This window comes from Serratia sp. AXJ-M, from assembly GCF_046531865.1.
GTDB lineage: Bacteria > Pseudomonadota > Gammaproteobacteria > Enterobacterales > Enterobacteriaceae > Serratia > Serratia liquefaciens.
In genome coordinates this window covers 2,372,531-2,395,151 of sequence record NZ_CP059394.1, presented here as the reverse complement: position 1 = coordinate 2,395,151, position 22,621 = coordinate 2,372,531, and the positions used below count along the sequence as shown (strand labels likewise).

Genomic DNA, 22,621 nt, shown 5'->3' with positions numbered 1-22,621 from the left:
TGTTGATTTAAGAATAGCAAGCCGCGTGCCAGATGGTTTTTTATTGACTATTTATGTTTAAAAACAGAAGGATAAAATTCACCGAACAATATTCCGAGCCAACGAAAAATAAGCAGAATATAAGCAAACGGTTGCCCTTAAATAGCAACCGTTTGCTTATATTGGATTAATGATTAGCCTGCACCATTATTGGGCAAGAATATAAATCGGAGGATGGGTTTTATGACTTCAATAACACTTCATAACGGGGATTGAATTCATCAAACAGCGGCAGAGCCGCCGCCCCCAATGCAGCGGTATCCGCACCGGTGGTGCCCAGCCGCACCCGCAGGCCGTCGAGGTATTTGCTGCGCACCGAGCGATGCAGCGGCGCCAACCGTTTAATCAGTTGCGCCACGAGGCTTTCCGGCATCAGGCCGCCGATAATCACGGCTTCAGCGTCAAACATGCATTCAACGATGTTGATCGCCTGACGTAACGCAGGCACCGCCGAATCCAGCCAGGTGTCAATCTGCGACTGCGGTAATGCCAGCAAGTCTTGTGGTCTGGCGCTCATCGGATCCAGCCCGCAGCTCTCGTAGGCCGCCTGCAGAGAGACATAACGCTCCAGGCAGCCCTGGTTACCGCAGTAGCAGGCTCGCCCGCCCGGTTGCACAATCATGTGGCCGACTTCACCAGCATTGTGCGCATGGCCGGTATAAATTCGGCCATCGGTGAAAATCCCCGCGCCAAGCCCGGTACCGAGATACAAATAAATAAACGAATTCAGCTGTCTGGCTACGCCGTGCAAACGCTCGCCGATGGCGGCGACGGTGGCATCGTTCTCCAGCGTCACCGGCAGGCCGCTTTGCGCGTTAAGTTCAGCCACCACATCGATATTTTCCCAACCGTTGAGCGTGGTCGGCCCCACCGATGAAATCCCTTCCACGCCAAACGGCCCCGGCATTACCACGCCGATCCCCAGCATTTTCCCCCAGGCCAGATCCGGCTGCTGGCGCATTTCTTGCAGTACATCACAAATCAGTTTCAAGGTCGCAGCAGGTTGCGGCTTTTGCACCATAATCAGCCGGTGGAAACGTACGCTGCCTGACAGATCAACCACGATCATCAGCAGGGACTGGTGATCCAGATGGATGCCGATGGAATACGCACTGTCTGGGTTAAGGGTCAACGGCGTGGCCGGCTGACCTCGCCCGCCGGCACGACGCGGCAGGTGCGAGGAGAGAATGCCGGCCTGTTCCAGCTCGGTTGCGATGTTTGAAACGGTTTGCGGCGTCAGTGAGGTCAGCCGGGCAATTTCGGCACGGGTCAGTTCTCCGTGCAGACGGATAGCCTCTATCACTACGCGCCGGTTGTGTGCGCGAGCATGTTCAAGGTTAGTGCCGGAAGTCGTCATAACTGCCTATGCAGAAAGGGAAATCGTCTTTGCAGTATGGTGCCCTCCAATAAAGCAATCAAATTGATTTAAAAATCTTTTTAACACCGGAGAACGCACAATGAAAAGCCATACCCTTGCCGCTACGGCAGTCTGTACTTTGTCTGCCCTGGCGCTCAGTCTCTCATCCGCCTATGCCGCCCCCACGCAAATTAGCGCGTTGTTTATGACCCAGGCGGCCTACAGTGAAAACGATATCCGCGCCATGACCGCGGACTTCAGCAAACAACACCCGGATATCACCGTTAATCTGGAGTTTGTCCCTTACGAGGCGCTGCACGATAAAATCGTCGCGGCACGCGGTGCCGGCAGCAATGGCTACGACGTGGTGCTGTTCGACGCCATCTGGCCGGCGGAATTCACCAAGTTCGGTCTGCTGCAAGACGTCACCGCGCGCATCAGCGCCGACGACAGCGCCAAAATCTTTGCCGGCGCCATGACCACCGTCACCTACAAAGACAAGCGCTGGGGCATGCCGTGGATCCTCGACACCAAATACCTGTATTACAACAAGGCCATGCTGGCCAAGGCCGGTATTGCCGCCCCGCCGAAAACCTGGCAGGAGCTGGAACAGCAGGCGGAAATTTTGAAGCAGAAAAACGTGGTCAAGTACCCGCTGGTGTGGAGCTGGTCACAGGCCGAAGCGCTGGTTTGCGACTACACCACGCTGGTGTCGGCCTTCAAGGGCCAGTTCATCCAGCAGGGCAAAATCACCTTCTCCAGCCCGGGTTCGCTGCAGGCCGCCAGCTACATGAAAGCGTCACTGGATAAGGGGCTCACCAACCCGAATTCTCGCGAGTATCTTGAGGAGGACGTGCGCAAGGCCTTCTCCAACGGGGATGCAGCCTTCGCACTGAACTGGACCTATATGTACAACATGGCCAACGATCCGAAGCAAAGCAAGGTGGCCGGCGACGTCGGTATCGTGCCTGCACCGGGCTCCGAGGCCGGTCAGGTTTCTGCGGTGAATGGCTCCATGGGTCTCGGCATTGCCAAGGCCAGCGCCCACCCCGATCAGGCCTGGCAGTACATCAGTTACATGACCTCGCAGCCGGTGCAGGACAAGTACGCCAAGCTTAGTCTGCCGATCTGGAAATCCTCCTATGAGGATCCCGCGGTGCAGAAAGGTCAGGAACCGCTGATCGCTGCCGCCAAACAGTCGTTGAACGTGATGCTTTCGCGCCCCGAAACCGCGGATTACTCACGGCTGTCCAACGGATTGCAGCAGGACCTGCAGCAAATCCTGCAGGGTAAAGTCACGCCGCAGGCCGGGCTGGATGCCGCGACCCAAAGCGCAGCACGGTTGCGTTAAGCGATGACGATGCTCACTCTGCCCCAACGTGAGCGTCGTCAGGCATGGGTGCTGCTGGCACCCATGCTGCTGATGATGCTGCTGCTCACCGCCTGGCCGCTGGGTCGTACCCTGTGGCTGAGTTTTACCGATGCGGCGCTGGTTGGCGACGGCGTAGCGCCGGCCTGGGTCGGTGCGGATAACTTTCTTTATGCCCTGACCGACCCGGATTTTCAGGCGGCTCTGGGGCGTACGCTGTATTTCACCCTGGTTTCGGTGGCGTTTGAAGGGGTGATTGGCGTGCTGGTGGCGCTGTTGCTCAATCAAAAATTCCACGGTCGCAATCTGCTGCGGGTGTTGGTGATTTTACCCTGGGCGCTACCGACCATCGTCAACGCCACGATGTGGCGACTGAATTTCAACCCGGATTACGGCAGCATCAACGCGCTGCTGACTCAGCTCGGCGTGATCGACCACTATCGCAGTTGGCTGGGAGACCCGGCTTCGGCACTCAACGCGGTAATGCTCGCGGACATTTGGAAGAACTATCCGCTGATCACCCTGCTGACGCTGGCGGCATTGCAAACCATCCCGGACGATTTGTACGAGGCGGCTCGGCTGGACGGCGCCTCTGCCTGGCGACGATTCCGCGCCATCACCCTGCCCGCCATTCTGGCGCCGCTGGCCGTGGCGTTGGTGCTGCGTACCATCGACGCGTTCAAAGTGTTCGACATCATTTACGTGATGACGCGCGGCGGGCCAATGGACAGCACCAAAACCCTGAGTTTCTTTGTCTATCAGGAATCGTTCAGCTATCTGCGCGCCGGCAGCGGTGCCGCCTACGCCGTGCTGATGACCTTGCTGTGCGGCGTGCTGATTGCGCTGTACATGCTGATGCTGTTCCGCCAGCGCAGAAGGAGCCTCGCCGATGAAGCCTAAACTCCGCCTGCTCTTGCGCTACGGCGCCGCGCTGCTGCTGGCAGTGTCGATCCTCGCACCGATGCTATGGCTGTTTCTGATGAGCGTCAGCTCTTCGGCCGATCTGACCCGCGTGCCGCTGGAATGGCTGCCGCGTCACTGGGATTTTTCGCGTTACGTCAGCCTGCTGTCGTTGCAACCCGGCCAACCCGGTGCGTTGTTTCTGCATGCGTTGTTCAACAGCCTGCTGGTTGCCTGCGGCGCGACGCTGATTTCGTTATTGCTGGCCATTCCTGCGGCGTTCAGCTTTTCCCGCTACCCCGGCCGCGACGGCTGGCTGTTTGCCAGCCTGGCGATCTACATGGTGCCGCCGGTGGCTTTCGTGCTGCCGCTGTACTTTATCCTGCAACAGTTGGCGCTGTTGAACACCCATATCGGTCTGGTGCTGGTCTACTGCTCGCTGATCCTGCCGTTTCTCACCTGGATGCTGAAAAACCAGTTTGATGCCCTGCCGATCGACATCGAGCAGGCCGCCCGGCTGGACGGGTTACGCCAGTGGCAAGTGCTGTTGCGCATTACCCTGCCGCTGGCCAAACCGGCATTGGGTGCCTCGGCGCTGTTCGGCTGGTTGCTGGCCTGGGACGAATTTTTCTACGCGCTGCTGTTTACCAGCAATATTCAGGCGCAGACCTTACCGGTGACCATAGCCGGTTTTACCGCCGGGCGCGCCACCGATGACGGGCTGATCGCCGCCGTCGGCATTCTGGCTGCCATTCCACCGCTGTTCATTGCCCTGTGGCTGCAAAAAACCCTGGTTAGCGGCTTAACCAGCGGCGGCAGCAAGGGCTAATTTATTCAGGGAAAATAGACATGATGAAGACCAACACCAAACCCACGCTGTACGTGGTGGGCAATATCAACGTCGATGTGATCATGAGCACCTTGCAGCAATGGCCGCAGAAAGGAACTGAAGCGATGCTCGATCACAGTGAACTGCGCCCCGGCGGTTCAGCAGGCAACTGCGCACTGGCGCTGGCGGCGCTGGAAACCCCTTACCGGCTGGTGGCCAATCAGGGCAATGACTATTTCAGCCCCTGGCTGGCGCAGCTGTTTCCGGACAGTTCGCCGTATTGGCCGATCTACAGCTGCGAAACTTCGCTGACTTTCGGCGTCACCCACCCCGACAATGAACGCACGTTTTTTAGCAATCAGGGGCATATTACCCGCCTCAGCCAGGACGATGTGCTGCATCAGATCCCGGTGTTGGCCGGCAGCGGCGACACCGTTTTGTTGTGCGGCACCTTCCTGTGCACCACCTTGTTGGCGGACTACCCGGCGTTGCTGAAGACCCTGCGCCAGCGCGGCTATCGCATTGCGGTTGATACCGGTTGGCCCCCACAGGGCTGGAGCGAACCGTTACGCACGCAAATCGCCGACTGGCTGCCGTTCTGTGATGTTTTGCTGCTCAATGAAGTGGAAACCTGTGGCATGGCGGGCAGTGAGGATCTGTACACCGCCGCTCGTACCCTGAATCGTCAACAGCCTGCCGACGCCGCCTGCGTGGTGAAATGTGGCCCGGACGGTGCGCGCATGTGGTGCGGCGAACGGTTATTGCAGGCGGCGGCACATCCGATCAAGGTGGTCGACACCATTGGTGCCGGCGACAGTTTCAATGCCGGTTTCCTGACCGCCTGCCTGCATGGCCACTCGTCAGCAGTGGCGCTGCGCTGGGGTATTCGTGCTGCCAGCCACGCTATCAGCAGCTCGCCGCGCCAATACCTGGACTGGAATACCCTGAAAACCTGCGCCGGAGAAATGGTCTGATGGCAAGTGTAGAACTGGTAAAAGTGGCCAAATACTATGGCAAACAGCGGGTATTGAACCCCCTGGATCTGGTGATCCCCGACGGCAGTTTTACCGTGCTGGTCGGCCCGTCAGGCTGCGGCAAGTCCACGCTGCTGCGCCTGTTGGCCGGGCTGGACAGCCTGACGGAAGGCACGATCCTGCTGGATAAAAAGAAGATCAACGATCTGGATCCTGCCGACCGCGACATCGCCATGGTGTTCCAGAGCTATGCGCTCTATCCGCACCTGACGGTGGCGGAAAACATGGCTTTTCACATGCAGGTGATGAAGGTAACCAAGGCTGAGCAGCAGGCCAAGGTTCAGCAAGCAGCGCGCATTTTGGCGATCGATCATCTTTTGCAGCGCTATCCAAAAGAACTCTCCGGCGGCCAACGGCAGCGGGTAGCGATGGGCCGCGCCATGGTGCGTAATCCCAAGGTATTTTTATTCGACGAACCGCTGTCCAATCTCGATGCCCAACTGCGTATGGAGCTGCGTGCCGAGATCAAGGCCCTGCATCAGCAGTTCAAAACCACCACGGTGTATGTCACCCACGATCAGATTGAAGCCATGACGCTGGCGGACCAAATCGTGGTGATGAAAGACGGCAATATCGTGCAGCAAGGCAAACCGTTGGAGATCTACGACGCTCCCGCCGATACCTTTGTGGCGCGCTTTATCGGCTCACCGCCAATGAACCTGTTGGACGGCGTCGTCACGCCGCGCGACGACCGGCCTGGCGTCGCCTGTGGCGAACTCTGGCTGCCATTGCCCGCGAAATGGCGGCATGTTGTGGCAGGCAGCAAGGTGATCCTCGGGCTGCGTCCCCATGACTTCCACCTGGTCGACACCAGCGAGCAACCTGCCGCCCAACTGCGACTGATGGAGATCACCGGCGATGTCAGCCTGCTGCATATCAACTGGGGCGGTTATCGCCTGCACGTACAGTTCAACGGACGAATTAACGCACAAAGCGACCAGCCGCTGTGGTTAGCGCCCAACCGTGACGCGATCCACCTGTTCGATGCCGCGACGGGACTGCGCTTGAGTGAAAGTTGAAAGTTCGCGTGGCCAGGGATGGCGTCAAACTTGAAACGATAACCATTCTCAATTATCATCCGCGCATCTTTTTTGACCGGCAGCGCGGAACCCATGTCAGCCACAGCCCCTACTTCCTCAGATGCGCTTACACACCTCTACGCAACCCATCACGGTTGGCTGCGGGGCTGGCTGCAACGTCGACTCGGTTGCGCTTTTGACGCCGACGACCTGGCACAGGACACCTTCATGCGGGTCCTGAAAAACGACTCCGCCGCCGCTATTCGCGAACCCAAAGATTTTTTGGTTACCCTCGCCAAGCGGGTGATGGTCGATTTCTTCCGCCGCAAAACGCTGGAGCGCGCTTATCTGGATATGCTGGCGCTGATGCCGGAGGCGCAGGCGCCCTCACCCGAACAGCGCCACAGCCTGCTTGAAAGTCTGCAACACATCGACAGCATGCTCGACGGGCTGGGGCCGAAGATCAAACAGGCCTTTTTGCTGTCGCAGCTCGAAGGACTGGGCTATGCCGAGATTGCACAACGCCTCGGCGTTTCGGTCAGTTCAGTAAAAAAATACATGGCCAAAGCCGCCGAGCACTGCCTGCTGTTCAGCCTGGAAACAGAATACCCGTAATGAGCCACACCCTCACCCCAGAGCAGCGCCAGGCGCTGAAAATGGCCGCCCAATGGTTTGCCCTGTTATGCGACGAAAACGTCACCGAGCACCAACGGCAACAGTGGCAGGCCTGGCACCAACAAAACGAAGATCACCGCTGGGCCTGGCAACGCGTTGAAGCACTGCAAAGTCAGTTGCAGGGCGTACCTGGAAAATTCAGCTATCGCACGCTCGACCAGGCCGGCCGCCAGTCCACGCTGGATCGCCGCACCCTGCTGAAAAGTCTGTTGCTGTTGCTGGGCGTCGGTGGCAGTTGGTTGGGCTTTCAGTCCCCGTTGGGTCGCGAGCTGCGCGCCGACTACCGCACCGCTACCGGTGAAATTAAACCCATCGTCCTCAGCGACGGCAGCCAGTTGGTACTCAATACCGCCAGCGCTGTCGATGTTCGCTACAGCGCTGAAAAACGGCTGATCCTGCTGCACAGCGGAGAAATCAGTTTGATTACCGGCCGCGACGACCGGCCGTTTTGGGTCGAAAGCCGGCAAGGTGCCATGCGCGCACTCGGCACCCATTTCCTGGTGCGAGAAAACGACGATCAAACGCAACTGACGGTGCTTGAACACGCCGTGGAAGCCCAACTGGCACAGTTCCCACAGGAAAAACGACGGGTCAACGCCGGGGAACAAATCAGCTTCAGCGCTGTGGCATTCGGCCAACAACAGGCTGCCAGCAACGGCGACAGCTGGACCCGCGGCGTGCTGAGCGTCAGTCAATGGCGCCTGGAACAGGTGCTTGCCGAACTGGCGCGTTACCGTCACGGCCGTTTGGATTGCGATCCGGCCATTGCCGGCCTACGCGTGAGCGGCAGTTTCCCACTGAAGGAGCCCGATCGCGCACTCCTGCTGCTCAGCCAAACGCTGCCGATCCGGCTGCAAAGCTTTACCCGTTATTGGTTAAAAGTGGTCCCCGCCTGATTTATTTAAATGAAAATGATAAAAAATCGCATTCTTGATTGTCCCTTTTTCGTTTTCATCCGACTCCAGTTAAAACACTGCAGCAAAAAATAGAATAATCAGGAGAAGGTATGAACAATTTTTGGGGAAAACCGCTTCAACCACTGGCGGTCGCCGTGGGTCTGGCATTCGCTTCACCCTTGCTGGCAGCGCAGACAGCACCGGTTGCCGCTACCGCTTATCAGATCCCCGCAGGCGATCTGGATGGCGCGTTAAATGCCTTTGCCGCCCATGCCGGCATTGCGCTGTCCGTTGACGGAAGTTTGACCGCCGGCAAGCGTTCACCAGGGTTGAAAGGCAACTACGACGTTAATCAGGGGCTGAACGCACTGCTGGCAGGCAGCGGCTTGCAGGCCAAGGCGTTGGGGGCTAATGGCTTTACGCTGGTCCAACAGCCGACGGTGCAGCAAGAACAAGACATCACCGTGGTCGGTGACTGGCTGGCTGAAGGCCGTCAGATTGACGTATTCGAACACGCCGGCGCGCGTGACGTGGTGCGCCGAGAAGAGTTCGCCAAAACCGGCGCCACCACCTTGCGAGAAGCGCTGAATCGCGTGCCGGGCGTGGTTGCTCCGGAAAATAACGGCACCGGCAGCCACGATATGGCACTCAATTTCGGCATTCGTGGTTTAAACCCACGCCTGGCCAGCCGTTCGACCGTGCTGATGGATGGCATTCCGGTGCCCTTTGCCCCTTATGGCCAGCCGCAGCTGTCGCTGGCGCCGGTATCCCTCGGCAATATGGATGCGGTAGACGTGGTCCGCGGCGGCGGTGCCGTACGTTACGGGCCGCAAAGCGTCGGTGGCGTAGTGAACTTTGTCACCAAGGCCATCCCGAAAACCTTCGGCATGGAAGCCGGCATGCAGGGCCAACTTAGCCCGACCTCCCGTCAGGATCACCCCAAAGGCACCGGCAACCTGATGATCGGTGGTACCGCCGACAACGGCTTTGGCAGCGCGTTGCTTTATTCCGGCACCCGCGGCAGCGACTGGCGCGAACACAGTTCGACCAAAATCGACGACGTGATGTTGAAAAGCCGCTATGCGCCAAACGAGGTGCACACCTTTAATAGCTTATTGCAATATTACGAAGGCCAGGCCGATATGCCGGGTGGATTAAGCCGGGCGGATTACAACGCCAATCCATTCCAGTCTACGCGTCCTTATGACAAATTCTGGGGCCGTCGCCAGTTGGCCAACTTCGGCTATCAATATCAGCCGGATCAGCAACACAAATTCGACGTGCAGAGTTTCTATACCTATACCCTGCGCAGCGGCTATCTCGATCAGGGCAAGAACCTGACGCTTTCGCCGCGCGAATATTGGGTACGCGGCGTGGAGCCACGCTACAGCCAAAGCTTCCGTTGGGGCCAGTCGGCGCATGAAGTCGGCGTAGGTTATCGCTACGTCAGTGAATCGACCCATGAGCTACGCTACTACAGCAAGGCCAGCAGCGGCGTATTACCTTCAACCAGCAGCCCTTACGATCGCGATACTCAGTCCGGCACTGACGCCCACGCCTTTTACATTGATGACCGCATAGATATCGGCGATTGGACCATCACGCCGGGCATGCGCTATGAGCATATCTCTTCCTATCAGAATAATTACATCAAGAATAATCGCCTCGACGTCAGCTACAACGCCCCGCTGCCTGCGCTGAATGTCATGTATCATCTGAACGAATATTGGAACCTGTACGCCAATACCGAAGGCTCGTTCGGCACGGTGCAATACAGCCAGATGGGTAAAGCGGTCGACAGCGGCAATATCGAACCGGAAAAAGCGCGAACCTGGGAACTGGGCACCCGCTATGAAGGCGATGCGCTGCAAGGTGAGATTGGCCTGTTCCTGATCAACTTCAATAATCAGTATGATTCGAACCAGGTCACCGACAGCGTCACCGCACGTGGCAAAACTCGACACGCCGGGCTGGAGGGCAACCTGCGTTACGATCTGTCGCAGTTGACTCCCAAACTGGACGACGTGACGGTTTACGCCAGCTATGCCTATGTCAACGCCACCATCCGTGAGGAAGGCGCCTACAAAGGCAACCAGGTGCCGTTCTCACCGAAGCATAAAGGTACGCTGGGGCTGGATTACACGCCGGGCAGTTGGACGTTCAACCTCAACAGTGAATTCCAGTCCAGCCAGTTCGCCGACAATGCCAACACCGTGGCGGAAAGTGCCGACGGCAGTACCGGCCGCATTCCTGGCTATATGCTGTGGGGCCTGCGCGCCGCCTATGATTTTGGACCGGAAATGGCCGGACTGAATCTGGGCGTCGGGGTTAAAAACCTGTTTAACCATGAATATTTCACCCGCGCTTACGACGACAACAACAAGGGGCTATACATCGGTCAGCCACGAACCCTGTATTTGCAAGGTTCGGTGAAGTTCTGATTTCCCTGTGCGGGCGCAAGCGCTGCGCCCGCTAATTATCACCCGCTCAACCTCTTTTTAACCTTGGCGCAATGAGTTATCCTCAAAAACTCTTCCGGCGTTAACATTTTTGAAACGGGGTTTCTGCCATGTCCGCATCCTGTCTGCGCTTCGCCCGGCGTGCTTTGCCATGAGTTTCTTTTCACGCGCCAGTGCGCTGCCACTGCTGGTGGCGGGTGCCTTTTTTATGGAAAACCTCGACGGGACAGTGATCGTCACCGCCATGCCGCAGATGGCGGCGGCTTTCGGCGTGCGACCGGTGGACATGAACATCGGTATTTCGGCCTATATTCTGACGCTGACGGTATTTATTCCTGCCAGCGGCTGGATTGCCAACCGCTTTGGCGCGCGCAATATCTTCGCGGCGGCAGTGCTGATTTTTACCCTGGCATCGGTGCTCTGTGCCGCCAGCGTTAACCTGCCGACGTTTACTGCTGCCCGAATTCTGCAGGGTTTCGGCGGAGCGTTGATGGTGCCGGTCGGGCGCCTGGTGGTACTGCGCAATACCGCCAAACCCGATTTGATCAAAGCCATCGCCACCATTACCTGGCCGGGCCTGGTGGCCCCGATCCTCGGCCCGCCGGTCGGGGGATTTATTACCACTTACGCCTCGTGGCACTGGATTTTTATTCTGAACGTGCCGCTGGGCATCGCCGCACTGTGGCTGGCCTGGCGACTGATCCCTCAGGAAGCGCCGCAGAAAGGCGTTCCCTTTGACGCCCTCGGCTTCGTGCTGACCGGCATTGCCTGCTTCGGCCTGATGTTCGGTTTGGATCTGATCAACCATCCGCAATTGTCCTGGCTGGTACCCGCGTTGTGCATTTTTGGCAGCCTGGCACTGGGTGCACTGGCGGTTCGCCATGCCAAGCGTACGGCACATCCTTTAATCAACCTGTGGGCGATGCGGATAAAAAGTTACGCCGTCACGATTTTGGGCGGTACGCTGTTCCGTATCGCCATCGGCGCCGTGCCCTTCTTGCTGCCGCTATTGTTCCAGATTGGGTTTGGCCTTAACGCCTTCGATGCCGGGCTGTTGGTGCTGGCGGTGTTCGCCGGCAACCTGGTGATGAAGCCCTTTACCTCGGCGGTGCTGTACCGTTTTCGCTTCCGTACTACGCTGGTGGTGAACGGTTTGCTCAATGCCGCTACCATTTTCGCCTGCGCGTTGTTGACGCCGCAGACGCCGACCTGGCTGATTCTGGGGCTGCTGTTCGTCAGTGGACTGACGCGCTCCATGCAGTTCACTGCGCTCAACACGTTAGCGTTTTCCGAAGTGCCGCAGCCGCAAATGAACGGCGCCAATACGTTGTTTAATGTCTCGCAGCAAATGGGCAGCGGGCTGGGTATCGCCATCGGCGCGTTGGCACTGCGCCTGGCGGAAATGCTGATGCCGCAGTCCACAGCGCGCATTCCATTGGTCGATTTCCAACTGGCGTTTGTGGTCATCGGCGTTATCGCGCTGCTGGCGGTGATTGACAGCTTTACCCTGGATCCGAACGCCGGCAGTGAGGTACGCCAGCGAAAACCGGCGGCCGAACCTTTGCCGCTCTCGCCTCAGCGATTGCAGAAATAAGTCGCATCTGTCGCCAATCAACGTAATATCGATGATCCGCCCCGTTTCACCGGTGCGGATTTTTTGCCGTTTTGGCCTGAAAAGCGAGGTAATAATAATGATCCACAGTGACCTTTCTCAGTGCCGCGTGAACACCGACCGGTTGTTGATTGCCCCTTTTACCGCAGCAGATGCCGACGATGTTTACCAGGCGATTACCCCTACACTGACGCGCTTTATGAATTTTGAGCCTGAAGAGTCGCCGGAGGCCTTCGCCAACGTTTGGCAAACCTGGCTGCCGCTGATCCGCGAAGGTGAGGAGCTGATTTTCGTCGCTCGCCTGCGCGACAGCAAAGAGTTTGTCGGCATGGGCGGCCTGCATGACTTGCACAACACCACCCCGGAGCTGGGTATCTGGGTAAAAGAGAGCCTGCACGGTAACGGCTACGGCCGCGAAATCGTTCATGCCATGGCGGTGTGGGCCAGCGAGCGCTACCGGCCGCGTCACTTTATCTATCCGGTGGCAGAACAAAACACCCCCAGCCGACGCATCGCCGAATCTCTGGGCGGCGTAGTGGCAGGCCGACGCGAAAATACCAAATATGACTGCGTGGTGTACCACGTACCGCCTCAGCTGTAGCAACATTGCAGAACGGGCACTTTCAGCCCGGCTTGCATAACCCTCTGACCAAAAAACCGCCCGTCTGGCAGCAGCGATGGCGGTTTTTTTATGTCGACGCCGATAACCACTGCCACTTAAACCGGGATTATGCTAATGCTATTAGCATGTGGTTAAAAACAGTTGAGGAACAGTAGCATGATCATTTTTGTCACGGGCGCCACCTCAGGGTTTGGTGAGTCCATCACACGACGTTTTATCCGCGAAGGCCATCAGGTGATCGCCTCCGGCCGCCGTATTGAACGTCTGGAAGAGTTGAAAGACGAATTGGGCGAGGCGCTGCATATCGTCCGTCTGGACGTACGTAATCGCGCGGCAATTCAGCAGGTGATTGATGAGCTGCCTGCGGCACTGCGCCAGATTGACGTGCTGGTGAACAACGCCGGCCTGGCGTTAGGTTTGGAGCCTGCACACAAGGCCAACGCCGATGATTGGGAAACCATGATCGACACCAATGCCAAAGGCCTGGTGAACATGACCCGCGCCCTGCTGCCGGCAATGGTTGAACGCAACGTCGGCCATGTGATCAATATCGGCTCCGTTGCTGCCAACTGGCCCTATGCCGGCGGTAACGTCTACGGCGCGACCAAGGCCTTCGTCAAGCAATTCAGCCTCGGCCTGCGCGCCGACCTACACGGCACCCGCATCCGCGTAACCGACATTGAGCCAGGCCTGGTGGGCGGCACGGAATTCTCTAACGTGCGCTTCAAAGGCGATGACGGCAAGGTGGATAAGGTCTACGACGGCGCCAATGCGTTGACGCCGGAAGATATTGCCGAGTCGGTGTTCTGGGTGGCGACTCTGCCGCCCCACGTTAACATCAACTCGCTGGAGATCATGCCGGTCAGCCAATCCTTTGCCGGATTGAATATCCACCGCGAAGCGTGATTTTATGCGGCAGGGCCAGCCCCTGCCGCCGCTTGTCAGGCCGCTCGCCAGCCCGAAACAATAATCAGCATCCCCGCCAGCGCCACCCCGGCGCCCAGCCAGTCCAACGCCGACAGTTTCACCCCGTCAACCACCCGTAGCCACAACAGTGCCGTCGCAACGTAGACTCCGCCATACGCCGCATATACACGCCCGCTGGCTGCAGGATGCAGCGTCAATAACCAAACAAACAGCATCAGGCTGGCCGCCGCCGGCAGCAGCAGCCAGGCGCTGGCGCCCTTTTTCAACCACAGATAAGGTAAGAAACAGCCGACGATCTCAGCCAGCGCAGTGGCGAAAAATAACAGGGTGGTCTTTAACATGGTGAAAGCTTTCTCTCTGTAAAGTAAACGATGCGGCGCTTAATTGGTGCACTCCAAGAGCAGGATGGTATATTTATCAGCACGCCCGAGGGCGCGTTAAAGCCAGTGCTGCCGCTATCAGGCAACACTAACTCATAAGGATGAAACGATGAAAACACTTTCTACTCAACGACTGCTGCGCGGGATGCTGCCGGTCGCCATGCTGATGCTAATGGGCGCCTGGCAGGCACCGGCACTGGCCGCCAGTTGCACTCAGGGCAGCACCTGCGTGACCGTCGACGGCAGTAACAGCGGCGCCATGAGTACCGAAGCGGCTCGTCAGAGCAAAGAACAGTTCAACGACACCAAATCCCTGCGCCATAAGGTCAACACCCGCGTGGAGAAAGAGTTCGACAAGGTAGACAAGGCGATTGATAACGAAGACCGCTGCAACGACAGCCTGAACGTTAATGCATATTGGGAACCCAATACTCGCAAGTGTCTGGATCGTCAGACCGGTCGTCAGATTAATCCTTAATCTTGCGGCAGCACGCGGCGGCCGTTACTCTCCGCCGCCGTTGCTGCTATTCTGACTAAGGAAGCCCATTCTCAAAAAGGACGAATTGATGAAAAAAGCGCTTATCTTGGGTGCAGTGCTGATGGCCGCAGCCCCCCTGGCCGCCCTGGCCTCGTGCGAGAGCGTGAAGGCGGACATTTCGCAGAAAATTATCAACAACGGCGTGCCGGAATCCGGCTTCAAGCTGGATATCGTGCCTAACGATCAGGCCCAACAGGCCGGCGGGCTGGTGGTTGGCCACTGCGAGAACGACACCCAAAAGATTGTATATACTCGCCTGAGCAACGGCGACGACAGCGGTGACGCGGCCCAGACCGGCACCAGTCAAGATACCAAAACCGCACAGTAATTCTGATCCAGGGCGCTATCGGCGCCCTTTCCTTTAGGCTTGTTCCGCCTCTTCTCCCTCACCCTGCGGCCGATGCCGGGCGGGGATCAACATCGCAGCCGCCAATGCCAACAGTGAAATGATGGCGGAGACCAAAAATACCCAATGCAGTGAGGCGGCAACCTGCTGCGTCATCTCTGCCAGCATTTCCGACCCCATTGCGCCACGCGTAGCCGGCTCCATCAACTGTTGGACCGGATCGGTCGTTTGCGGCAGACGCACCTGAAGGTTAATGTTCAGCGTGGCCCCCAAGATCGCGGTACCGATCGCCGAGCCCATCATACGGGTAAACACCGTGCAAGCAGTGGCGATGCCACGGATGCTGTGGTGCGCGGCGTTCTGCACCGAAACCAAAAACGTGGTGTTGCACAGCCCCATACCGGCGCCGATCATAAAGGCGGCCACTCTGCCCCACAGCAAACCGCCGCTCGGTTGCATCAGCAATAAGATCAGCCCGCCGGCCACCAGCAACAGCGCGCCCAGCAGCGCCGTCGTACGGTAGGACGTCATCAGCATCAGCCGTCCGCTGAAGGTGCTGGCCAGCGGCCAGCCAATCGACATCAGCGCCAGCGTGGTACCGGCTTCCAGCGGTGTCCCGCCCATCACGCCCTGAATAAAGGTCGGCAGGAAAGCGCTGATCCCCATCATCGCCGCACCAATCACCAGACCGCCAATATTGCCGGCCACAATCACCCGGCTTTGCCACAGCGCCAGCGGGAACAATGGCTCCGGCGCACGGCGTTCCTGTCGAACCAACAACATCAGCGCAACGGCCGCCACCCCTAACAGCGGCAGCACCCACCACCCGAGGTTTTCGGCCTGCAGCAGCGATAACAACAGCGCCGAAACAAACAGCGTCAGCCAAGCCGTGCCCGCCAGATCCAACGCATGCTTACGTAGCTGTTGGTGAGAAGGCAAATAGCGGCCAAGGAAAAACATCGCCAACAGGCCAATGGGTAAATTAACCCAGAACACCAACGCCCAAGGCAGATGCTGGACGATAAACGCGCCCAGCAGCGGGCCAACGATCGCCGAAACACCCCAGACGCTGGACAGATAACCCATTACCTTCGGCCGTTCGGTGGCGCTGTAAACATCCCCGATGATGGTGGTGGCTATCGGCATAATCGCCCCGGCCCCCAGGCCCTGCAGCAGCCGAAAACCGATCAGCCAGTACATATTGGGTGAGAAACCGCACAGTACCGAGCCCAGCAAAAACAGCGTGGCGCCAAAGAAAAATACCCGCTTGCGCCCGAGGAAGTCCGCCAGCCGGCCATAAATCGGAATGGTAATGGCCTGCGCCAATAAATACACTGCAAACACCCAGCCCAGCAGAGAAAACCCGCCCAGATCGCCGATAATTGTGGGCATCGCCGTGGCGACAATCGTCGCCTCAATGGCTGACATAAACATCGCCAACATGCAGGCAATCAGGATCAACGGACGATGAGGGAGTGGCGCTGGGGCTTCGTTATTTGTCATAGCGTGAATACAAACCTTGGATTCTCATTTTCATCCCATTATATCAGCCCGACGAGTCGCTGCCGTTACCGCTGTCTAGTTAGCTGTTTTCGCTGGCGAAAAACGCACCATTTGAACTTCAAGTGACATCGTCACAAAAATCAGGGTGAATCCCTGCCACCCCGCTAAACCATGAGCCCTCCGCCAATTCTGCAAAGATTCACTGGCCTTCGGCTGACACGGCAAGCACAATACTCCGCTGAACCTTTCATTTTTCTCCTGATTTTACTGACGCATGAAACGATGGGTCCACCTGCACCACTATCGCGCCCTGCTGCGCCGCCTGTTTATTGCCATCTTTCTTGGTATCGCCGCCGCGTTGGTGGTTTGGCTGTTTCACCGTGCGATGCTGGGCCTGGAATGGCTGTTGCTCGACCATGAGAGCGGCAGCCTTGTCGCTGCCGCCTCAGCTTTACCGGCCTGGCGAAGGGCGCTGACCCCGGCGTTAGGCGGCCTGGCGGCGGGCACGCTGCTGTGGGTTTACCAACGCTATCAACATCAACGACAGATAGCGCCAACCGATTATATGGAAGCGATCGAAACCGGCGACGGGCGGCTGGACGTCAGTGCCAGTCTGGTGAAATGCCTGGCTTCGCTGCTGGTGGTCTCCAGCGGCAGCGCCATCGGTCGCGAAGGTGCGATGATCCTGCTGGCCGCGCTGGTGGGTTCCGTGTTTGCTCAACGCTTCACCCACGAGAAAGAATGGAAACTGTGGGTCGCCTGCGCCGCGGCTGCCGGGATGGCCAGCGCTTACCACGCCCCGTTGGCAGGCAGCCTGTTTATTGCGGAAATCCTGTTTGGCACGCTGATGCTGGCCTCGCTGGGCCCGGTGGTGATTGCCGCCGTTTGCGCACTGTTGATGACCAACTTGCTTAACGGTGGCCAGGCGCCGCTGTATCTGGTTGAGCCTCTGCCCGCCCCCTGGCCGGTGCAATATCTGCTGATGGCGCTACTGGGCGTATTGGCCGGCATTTGCGGCCCGCTATTTTTATGGGCGATGCAGGCCACCGGCCATGCTTTCCGTTCGCTGCGCCTGAAGCCCCCTTTGCAATTGGCGCTCGGCGGGTTGATCGTGGGGTTGCTTTCGCTGCTGTTTCCTGAGGTGTGGGGCAATGGCTACAGCGTGGTGCAGTCACTGCTCAGTGCGCCGCCCGGCGTATTGCTGGTTGGTGCCATTCTGATTTGTAAACTGTTGGCGGTGCTCGCCAGCAGCGGTTCCGGAGCGCCCGGCGGCGTATTCACGCCAACGTTGTTTGTCGGGGCCGCTCTGGGTTCGGTGGTTGGGCAACTGTGCGCCACCTGGCCGGAACTGGGCAGCGCGGTGCCGCTGCTGATGGCGCTGACCGGTATGGCCACGCTGCTGGCCGCAACCACCCACGCGCCGATCATGGCTGCGTTGATGGTGTTCGAAATGACCGGTGAATACACCCTGCTGCCGGGCATTTTGCTGGCCTGCGTGATCGCCACTACCGTTTCACGGGGTTTGCGCTCGGTGTCGGTCTATCACAACGCCTAGCGGTTCAGCAGCGGTGAGATATCCAGGTAATGCGCCAATTCACGCTGCTCAGCCCGCGGCAGATAAGGAATTTCACCCAGCAACGGCGCAGGAATGCGCTGCTGCAACGCATCGATGGTTTCGGCATAGTGTGCCAGCCCCGGGTTAATGCGGTTTGCCACCCAGCCCAGCAAAGGTAAGCCGTCATTAATGATCGACTGAGCCGTTAACAACGCATGGCTGACACAGCCCAATTTAATCCCCACCACTAAAACTACCGGCAGCTGCTCCTGCACCACCCATTCGGCATAAGGCCGCATGTCGTTCATCAGCACGCGCCAGCCACCACTGCCCTCGACCACCACGGTATCGGCCTTGGCGGATAGATGCTGCAGTCCGCTGCTCATCACACCATAGTTGATATCGTCGGTAGGTTGCGCGTGAAACACTTCTTCCAGACAGGTGATGGGATTAATTTCCTGATATGACAGCGGCAGAGTTGAAGAGGCCTGCAGAACCAAAGCGTCTTTATTGCGAAGGCCTTCACTGGTTTCCTGACAGCGTGCAGCAACCGGCTTGTAGCCGGCCACTGAGCGGCCCTGTGCGGCAAAGGCCTGCAACAAAGCGCGAGAAACCACGGTTTTACCGACATCGGTATCCGTTCCTGTTACAAATAAACGCGTTAACATGACTTAATTGCCCCGAGATACACCGTTAACCAAAATATCGCCGGGTTTACGGCGAAAGAGTAGAACGGGGAAAAGTCTAGAGGATGCCGACAGGCACGAGCTTGAGGTAGCGCAACATTTTGGCGTTAAACGATAAGTATTACTGATTGGTGTTAGCCTTGCAGCAACTGAACCAATAGCGAACCGTTATATAACGCTTCTTTCACCAAAGCCGCACCGGGCATGGTGCCTTTGTTGAAGAACTGGGTGGACTCCACCTTAATATGCTCGCTGTAAGCCGGCAAAGATTGCTGACGAATGCAGGAGGCAATGGCCGGGTGCAGAATTTCCGCCGCGCGGTTTAGCGGGGAGCCGACCAGGATTTTTTCCGGATTGAACAGGTTGACCATGATAGCCAGGATACGGCCTACGCTGTGGCCCACGCCAAGGATGATATCTTTGGCCAGTTGGTCGCCTGCCAGCGCTGCATCACACAGCGATTCGACCGTCAGCGGCATGCCGTGCAGGCTGGAACTCATCGAGGTCCCGAGCCGCGTGCGGGCGATTTCCAACATATTCTCGATACTGGCTACGGTTTCCAGGCAGCCGTGGTTGCCGCAGTAACAGCGTTTGCCGTAAGGGTCGACCTGGGTATGACCAATCTCTACCACACTGCGGCTACCGGCATGCAGCACCCGACCACCGGTGATGACGCCGGCGCCGACGTTATGATCGATCACCACCTGAATGACGTTTTGACTGCCGCGTGAAGCGCCGTATAAGGCTTCGGCCATGGTCCAGGCGCTGATGTCGTGCTGCAGATACACCGGCAGACCGGTGCGCGTTTCCAACGCCGGCCCCAAGGGCATATCTTCCACGTCGTAAAACGGCATGCGATGCACCACGCCGGAAATCGCATCCACCATCCCCGGTAAGGTAATGGCAATGGCCGTCAACCGCTCCAGTTTGCTTTGATGGCGGATAAAGAACTGATCGACTTCGGTCAGAATGCGTTTCAGCAGCGGATCGGGGTGTTCGGCGGCCAGGGGGAGGATTTCCTCAACTACCAGCTTGCTGCTGATATCACGCAGCGCCAGCGTGATGGTGCCACGGCTGATGCGGGCGGAAAGGTAATGCCAGGCTTCGGTGTCCAACACCAGACCCACCGCCGGGCGGCCGCGGCTGCCCACTTCCTGATATTCGGTTTCTTTAACCAGATGGGCTTCCAACAGCTCCCGCACGATTTTGGTGATGCTGGCGGGCGCCAGCTGTGCTCGCTTTGACAGTTCGATGCGCGAAATTGGGCCCAGTTGATCGATTAACCGATAAACTGCCCCTGCATTTGTTTGCTTGATTTGATCAATATGCCCAGGCTGCCCAACAGCAATCACAAACCTGCTCCTACTATTTTTCGCGCTTCTAAATAAAGACTATCGGCTATGGTGGGGCTTTTGGAATACAGCGTCAACTATTTGATTCGTTATGTGATTTGCTGCACAAATTCACCCTGCTTTCGCTACGGATTGTGTTTTATTTACCCAGTTGCTCCGTCAGGGCAACAGTAACGCCATCAAGGATTTTGCTGCCGCCGTCAACGGCCGTTGACGATGGTGCACCAGCCAAACTTCAGTCATCGCCTCCGGCTCCGCCAGCGGCAAATATTGTACTCCGTCGATTTTAACCCGGGCGAAAGACGCCGGAAGTATAGAGATACCCAGGCCAGAAGACACCAGGCCAATGATGGTCATCGCCTCACCAACCTCCTGAGTGATATAGGGCGTGATCCCCGCCTTGGCCAGCAGCGACAAAATTTCGTCATGCAACGCGGTTCCCACCTCACGCGAGAAAAACACAAAGGGTTCTTCCGCCAAATGTTGGAAACGCAAGGTACCGGAAGCCACCTGGGTTAGCGGATGCCCTTCCGGCACCACCGCCACCAGAGGCTCACATAGCAGAAGTTGATGTTTCAACACGTCCGGCAAGCGGGTGTTACGCATCACGCCCAGATCGAGCTCGCCATTGAGCAAGGGTTCGATCTGCTGCTTGGTGTTCACTTCTCGCATCTTGATGTGCACCTGCGGGTGTTTCTGACGGAAAGCCCGCAGGCTGCGCGACACTACGCTGATAAAGGGTGCCGAAGAGGTGAAACCAATGGTCAGTTCGCCAAGTTCGCCGCGTTCCAATCGCGCTGCCTTTTCCGCCGCACGACTGACCTGATCGAGCACCTGATAGGCTTCTTTCAGGAACATCTCCCCCGCCTGAGTCAGGCTGACATTGCGGTTATTCCGCGCCAAAAGGCGAGCGCCAACCATTTCCTCCAGCGCCTGGATTTGTTGGCTGAGCGGCGGTTGTGAAATACGCAGCCGTTCCGCTGCACGGCCAAAATGCAACTCTTCCGCCACGGCGATAAAATAACGCAGATGCCTCAACTCAATATTCATACTTTAAACGTCTTAATTTTAATTATTAATATATTAGACAAAAAACTGACCTCTCCCTATCATTTTGTTAACTCATCAAGTGCTGTGTAAGGAAAGACTGTGACAACCCCTGTGCGTTCTGCGGCCGGTATGCCGTCGACGCTGGCCGCTAACGACGACGCGGCTGCTGCGCCAAAAACCCAACGTTCCACCCTTAACAAACTTCCCTACATCGAGCGCGGTACGCCGCAGTTTATGCGCGTGACCCTGGCGCTGTTTTCCGCCGGACTGGCTACCTTCGCCTTGCTGTATTGCGTGCAACCGATTCTGCCGGTTTTGTCGCAAGACTTTGGCATATCCCCGGCGGAAAGCAGCCTGTCGCTGTCGGTGTCTACCGGATTGCTGGCCCTGGGCCTGATGTTTACCGGCCCGCTGTCTGATGCCATCGGCCGTAAACCGGTGATGGTTGTGGCGCTGCTTCTGGCGGCAATTTGTACCCTGATTTGCGCCTTTATGACCAGTTGGCAAGGCATTCTGCTAATGCGTGCGCTGATCGGGCTTTCCCTGAGCGGAGTCGCCGCCGTTGGCATGACCTATTTGAGCGAAGAGATCCACCCCAGTTTTGTCGCTTTTTCCATGGGGCTGTATATCAGCGGGAATTCCATCGGCGGCATGAGCGGCCGATTGGTGACCGGGGTGCTGACCGACTTCTTCTCCTGGCGTGTGTCACTGGCGGTGATCGGGCTATTCGCTCTGGCCGCCGCCTGCATGTTCTGGCGTATTTTGCCCGCTTCAAAACATTTTCGCGCCAGTTCGTTGCGCCCACGTACCCTGCTGATCAACTTCCGTCTGCACTGGCACGATAAAGGCCTGCCGCTGCTGTTTGCCGAAGGCTTTCTGCTGATGGGCAGCTTTGTCACCATGTTCAACTATATTGGCTACCGCCTGCTGGCTGATCCTTACCACCTGAGCCAGGCGATTGTCGGCCTGTTGTCGGTGGTCTATCTGACAGGTTCATACAGTTCGCCGAAGGCCGGTGCCATGACGTCCCGCTTCGGCCGCGGGCCAGTGTTATTGGCTTCGACCCTGATTATGCTGATCGGGATACTGATTACTGCCCTGGCCCCGGTCGCGGTGATTTTTATCGGCATGATGCTGTTCACCGCCGGTTTCTTTGCCGCCCATTCGGTTGCCAGCAGTTGGATCGGACGTCGCGCCCGCCGCGCCAAAGGACAAGCATCCTCGCTGTATTTATTCTGCTATTACGTTGGCTCCAGCGTCGCCGGGACCCTCGGCGGTGTTTTCTGGCACAGCTTCGGTTGGAATGGCGTCGTGGCATTTATCAGCGTGATGTTGCTACTCGCCCTGCTGGTCGGGCATTACCTGAAAAAACTGCCGGAAGCAGCTCGCGTTTAACCCTCCCCCCTGTACCCACGGGTGCGGGGGGCCTTAACCCCTCTGGTTAGCCTGGACCACTCGGTGTCTCATTCCTCA

The 22,621-nt window shown here is 57.8% G+C and carries 21 protein-coding genes; 15 read left to right on the top strand and 6 right to left on the bottom strand.

All coding sequences use genetic code 11. The annotated features are described in order from the left end of the window. Nucleotides 1–220: 220 nt before the first annotated feature. Nucleotides 221–1,396, bottom strand: coding sequence for an ROK family transcriptional regulator (locus H0S68_RS11295; RefSeq protein ID WP_261135312.1), 1,176 nt, complete (start codon nt 1,394–1,396; stop codon nt 221–223). A gap of 100 nt (nt 1,397–1,496) precedes the next feature. Between H0S68_RS11295 and H0S68_RS11290 the strand changes: the two genes are divergently transcribed. From H0S68_RS11290 to ydfG, 11 genes are all read left to right on the top strand, one after another. Beyond that, on the top strand, nt 1,497–2,747 hold the full coding sequence (locus H0S68_RS11290; protein WP_020826774.1) for an extracellular solute-binding protein: 1,251 nt from the start codon (nt 1,497–1,499) through the stop codon (nt 2,745–2,747). 9 nt (nt 2,748–2,756) lie between these two features. Next, a complete protein-coding gene (locus H0S68_RS11285; protein ID WP_020826773.1) occupies nt 2,757–3,665 on the top strand; it encodes a carbohydrate ABC transporter permease in 909 nt (302 codons plus the stop codon). Next, a complete protein-coding gene (locus H0S68_RS11280) occupies nt 3,655–4,494 on the top strand; it encodes a carbohydrate ABC transporter permease (RefSeq protein ID WP_046373635.1) in 840 nt (279 codons plus the stop codon). Before H0S68_RS11285 ends, H0S68_RS11280 begins: the two co-directional genes overlap by 11 nt. A gap of 20 nt (nt 4,495–4,514) precedes the next feature. Then, nucleotides 4,515–5,468, top strand: a complete 954-nt coding sequence (locus H0S68_RS11275; RefSeq protein WP_198639600.1) for a carbohydrate kinase family protein — start codon at nt 4,515–4,517, stop codon at nt 5,466–5,468. Next, nucleotides 5,468–6,547, top strand: a complete 1,080-nt coding sequence (locus H0S68_RS11270; RefSeq protein WP_262255401.1) for an ABC transporter ATP-binding protein — start codon at nt 5,468–5,470, stop codon at nt 6,545–6,547. Before H0S68_RS11275 ends, H0S68_RS11270 begins: the two co-directional genes overlap by 1 nt. A gap of 93 nt (nt 6,548–6,640) precedes the next feature. Continuing rightward, nucleotides 6,641–7,162 (top strand): ferric citrate uptake sigma factor FecI, encoded by a 522-nt coding sequence (gene fecI / locus H0S68_RS11265; protein WP_262255400.1) that lies wholly within the window; start codon nt 6,641–6,643, stop codon nt 7,160–7,162. Next, nucleotides 7,162–8,118, top strand: a complete 957-nt coding sequence (gene fecR / locus H0S68_RS11260) for a ferric citrate uptake sigma factor regulator FecR (protein WP_410529390.1) — start codon at nt 7,162–7,164, stop codon at nt 8,116–8,118. The genes fecI and fecR overlap by 1 nt, the downstream gene beginning before the upstream one ends. A gap of 110 nt (nt 8,119–8,228) precedes the next feature. Then, on the top strand, nt 8,229–10,559 hold the full coding sequence (fecA, locus tag H0S68_RS11255) for a TonB-dependent Fe(3+) dicitrate receptor FecA (protein WP_130015683.1): 2,331 nt from the start codon (nt 8,229–8,231) through the stop codon (nt 10,557–10,559). A 169-nt stretch (nt 10,560–10,728) separates the two neighbouring features. After that, nucleotides 10,729–12,171 (top strand): MFS transporter, encoded by a 1,443-nt coding sequence (locus H0S68_RS11250; RefSeq protein ID WP_410529389.1) that lies wholly within the window; start codon nt 10,729–10,731, stop codon nt 12,169–12,171. Nucleotides 12,172–12,268: 97 nt separating this feature from the next. Continuing rightward, on the top strand, nt 12,269–12,790 hold the full coding sequence (locus tag H0S68_RS11245; RefSeq protein ID WP_041414537.1) for a GNAT family N-acetyltransferase: 522 nt from the start codon (nt 12,269–12,271) through the stop codon (nt 12,788–12,790). 177 nt (nt 12,791–12,967) lie between these two features. Next, entirely contained in the window at nt 12,968–13,717 is a 750-nt protein-coding gene (gene ydfG / locus H0S68_RS11240; RefSeq protein ID WP_115058896.1) for a bifunctional NADP-dependent 3-hydroxy acid dehydrogenase/3-hydroxypropionate dehydrogenase YdfG, read from the top strand. Nucleotides 13,718–13,752: 35 nt separating this feature from the next. Here ydfG and H0S68_RS11235 read toward each other — a convergent pair whose 3' ends face one another. Further along, nucleotides 13,753–14,079 carry a YnfA family protein gene (locus H0S68_RS11235; protein WP_020826763.1) on the bottom strand — a complete coding sequence of 109 codons (327 nt, stop codon included), beginning with the start codon at nt 14,077–14,079 and terminating at the stop codon, nt 13,753–13,755. 148 nt (nt 14,080–14,227) lie between these two features. Here H0S68_RS11235 and H0S68_RS11230 point away from each other — a divergent pair, with 148 nt between their 5' ends. Then, nucleotides 14,228–14,596, top strand: coding sequence for a DUF1283 family protein (locus tag H0S68_RS11230; protein WP_020826762.1), 369 nt, complete (start codon nt 14,228–14,230; stop codon nt 14,594–14,596). An 88-nt stretch (nt 14,597–14,684) separates the two neighbouring features. Then, the gene (locus H0S68_RS11225) at nt 14,685–14,984 is read left to right on the top strand and encodes a DUF1161 domain-containing protein (protein WP_020826761.1); all 300 of its coding nucleotides are present in this window, start codon (nt 14,685–14,687) and stop codon (nt 14,982–14,984) included. A gap of 33 nt (nt 14,985–15,017) precedes the next feature. On the opposite strand, the gene H0S68_RS11220 is transcribed toward H0S68_RS11225, so the two are convergent. Further along, nucleotides 15,018–16,505 carry an MDR family MFS transporter gene (locus H0S68_RS11220; protein WP_122079218.1) on the bottom strand — a complete coding sequence of 496 codons (1,488 nt, stop codon included), beginning with the start codon at nt 16,503–16,505 and terminating at the stop codon, nt 15,018–15,020. A gap of 274 nt (nt 16,506–16,779) precedes the next feature. Here H0S68_RS11220 and clcB point away from each other — a divergent pair, with 274 nt between their 5' ends. Further along, entirely contained in the window at nt 16,780–18,060 is a 1,281-nt protein-coding gene (gene clcB / locus H0S68_RS11215) for a voltage-gated ClC-type chloride channel ClcB (protein ID WP_046373643.1), read from the top strand. On the opposite strand, the gene bioD is transcribed toward clcB, so the two are convergent. From bioD to H0S68_RS11200, 3 genes are all read right to left on the bottom strand, one after another. Then, a complete protein-coding gene (bioD, locus tag H0S68_RS11210; RefSeq protein ID WP_020826758.1) occupies nt 18,057–18,728 on the bottom strand; it encodes a dethiobiotin synthase in 672 nt (223 codons plus the stop codon). The genes clcB and bioD overlap by 4 nt on opposite strands. A gap of 152 nt (nt 18,729–18,880) precedes the next feature. Further along, a complete protein-coding gene (locus H0S68_RS11205) occupies nt 18,881–20,098 on the bottom strand; it encodes an ROK family transcriptional regulator (RefSeq protein ID WP_020826757.1) in 1,218 nt (405 codons plus the stop codon). A 159-nt stretch (nt 20,099–20,257) separates the two neighbouring features. Beyond that, a complete protein-coding gene (locus H0S68_RS11200) occupies nt 20,258–21,148 on the bottom strand; it encodes a LysR family transcriptional regulator (protein ID WP_262244217.1) in 891 nt (296 codons plus the stop codon). A gap of 129 nt (nt 21,149–21,277) precedes the next feature. Between H0S68_RS11200 and H0S68_RS11195 the strand changes: the two genes are divergently transcribed. Next, on the top strand, nt 21,278–22,543 hold the full coding sequence (locus H0S68_RS11195; protein ID WP_410529460.1) for an MFS transporter: 1,266 nt from the start codon (nt 21,278–21,280) through the stop codon (nt 22,541–22,543). Nucleotides 22,544–22,621: the final 78 nt, after the last annotated feature.

Coding starts and splice junctions, on each gene's coding strand:
- bioD (WP_020826758.1), bottom strand. CDS start 18,728: ATGTTAACGCGTTTATTTGTAACAGGAACGGATACCGATGTCGGTAAA.
- H0S68_RS11225 (WP_020826761.1), top strand. CDS start 14,685: ATGAAAAAAGCGCTTATCTTGGGTGCAGTGCTGATGGCCGCAGCCCCC.
- fecA (WP_130015683.1), top strand. CDS start 8,229: ATGAACAATTTTTGGGGAAAACCGCTTCAACCACTGGCGGTCGCCGTG.
- H0S68_RS11230 (WP_020826762.1), top strand. CDS start 14,228: ATGAAAACACTTTCTACTCAACGACTGCTGCGCGGGATGCTGCCGGTC.
- H0S68_RS11220 (WP_122079218.1), bottom strand. CDS start 16,505: ATGACAAATAACGAAGCCCCAGCGCCACTCCCTCATCGTCCGTTGATC.
- H0S68_RS11245 (WP_041414537.1), top strand. CDS start 12,269: ATGATCCACAGTGACCTTTCTCAGTGCCGCGTGAACACCGACCGGTTG.
- H0S68_RS11280 (WP_046373635.1), top strand. CDS start 3,655: ATGAAGCCTAAACTCCGCCTGCTCTTGCGCTACGGCGCCGCGCTGCTG.
- H0S68_RS11195 (WP_410529460.1), top strand. CDS start 21,278: ATGCCGTCGACGCTGGCCGCTAACGACGACGCGGCTGCTGCGCCAAAA.
- H0S68_RS11270 (WP_262255401.1), top strand. CDS start 5,468: ATGGCAAGTGTAGAACTGGTAAAAGTGGCCAAATACTATGGCAAACAG.
- H0S68_RS11290 (WP_020826774.1), top strand. CDS start 1,497: ATGAAAAGCCATACCCTTGCCGCTACGGCAGTCTGTACTTTGTCTGCC.
- H0S68_RS11275 (WP_198639600.1), top strand. CDS start 4,515: ATGATGAAGACCAACACCAAACCCACGCTGTACGTGGTGGGCAATATC.
- H0S68_RS11285 (WP_020826773.1), top strand. CDS start 2,757: ATGCTCACTCTGCCCCAACGTGAGCGTCGTCAGGCATGGGTGCTGCTG.
- H0S68_RS11200 (WP_262244217.1), bottom strand. CDS start 21,148: ATGAATATTGAGTTGAGGCATCTGCGTTATTTTATCGCCGTGGCGGAA.
- fecI (WP_262255400.1), top strand. CDS start 6,641: ATGTCAGCCACAGCCCCTACTTCCTCAGATGCGCTTACACACCTCTAC.
- ydfG (WP_115058896.1), top strand. CDS start 12,968: ATGATCATTTTTGTCACGGGCGCCACCTCAGGGTTTGGTGAGTCCATC.
- fecR (WP_410529390.1), top strand. CDS start 7,162: ATGAGCCACACCCTCACCCCAGAGCAGCGCCAGGCGCTGAAAATGGCC.
- H0S68_RS11235 (WP_020826763.1), bottom strand. CDS start 14,079: ATGTTAAAGACCACCCTGTTATTTTTCGCCACTGCGCTGGCTGAGATC.
- H0S68_RS11250 (WP_410529389.1), top strand. CDS start 10,729: ATGAGTTTCTTTTCACGCGCCAGTGCGCTGCCACTGCTGGTGGCGGGT.
- clcB (WP_046373643.1), top strand. CDS start 16,780: ATGAAACGATGGGTCCACCTGCACCACTATCGCGCCCTGCTGCGCCGC.
- H0S68_RS11295 (WP_261135312.1), bottom strand. CDS start 1,396: ATGACGACTTCCGGCACTAACCTTGAACATGCTCGCGCACACAACCGG.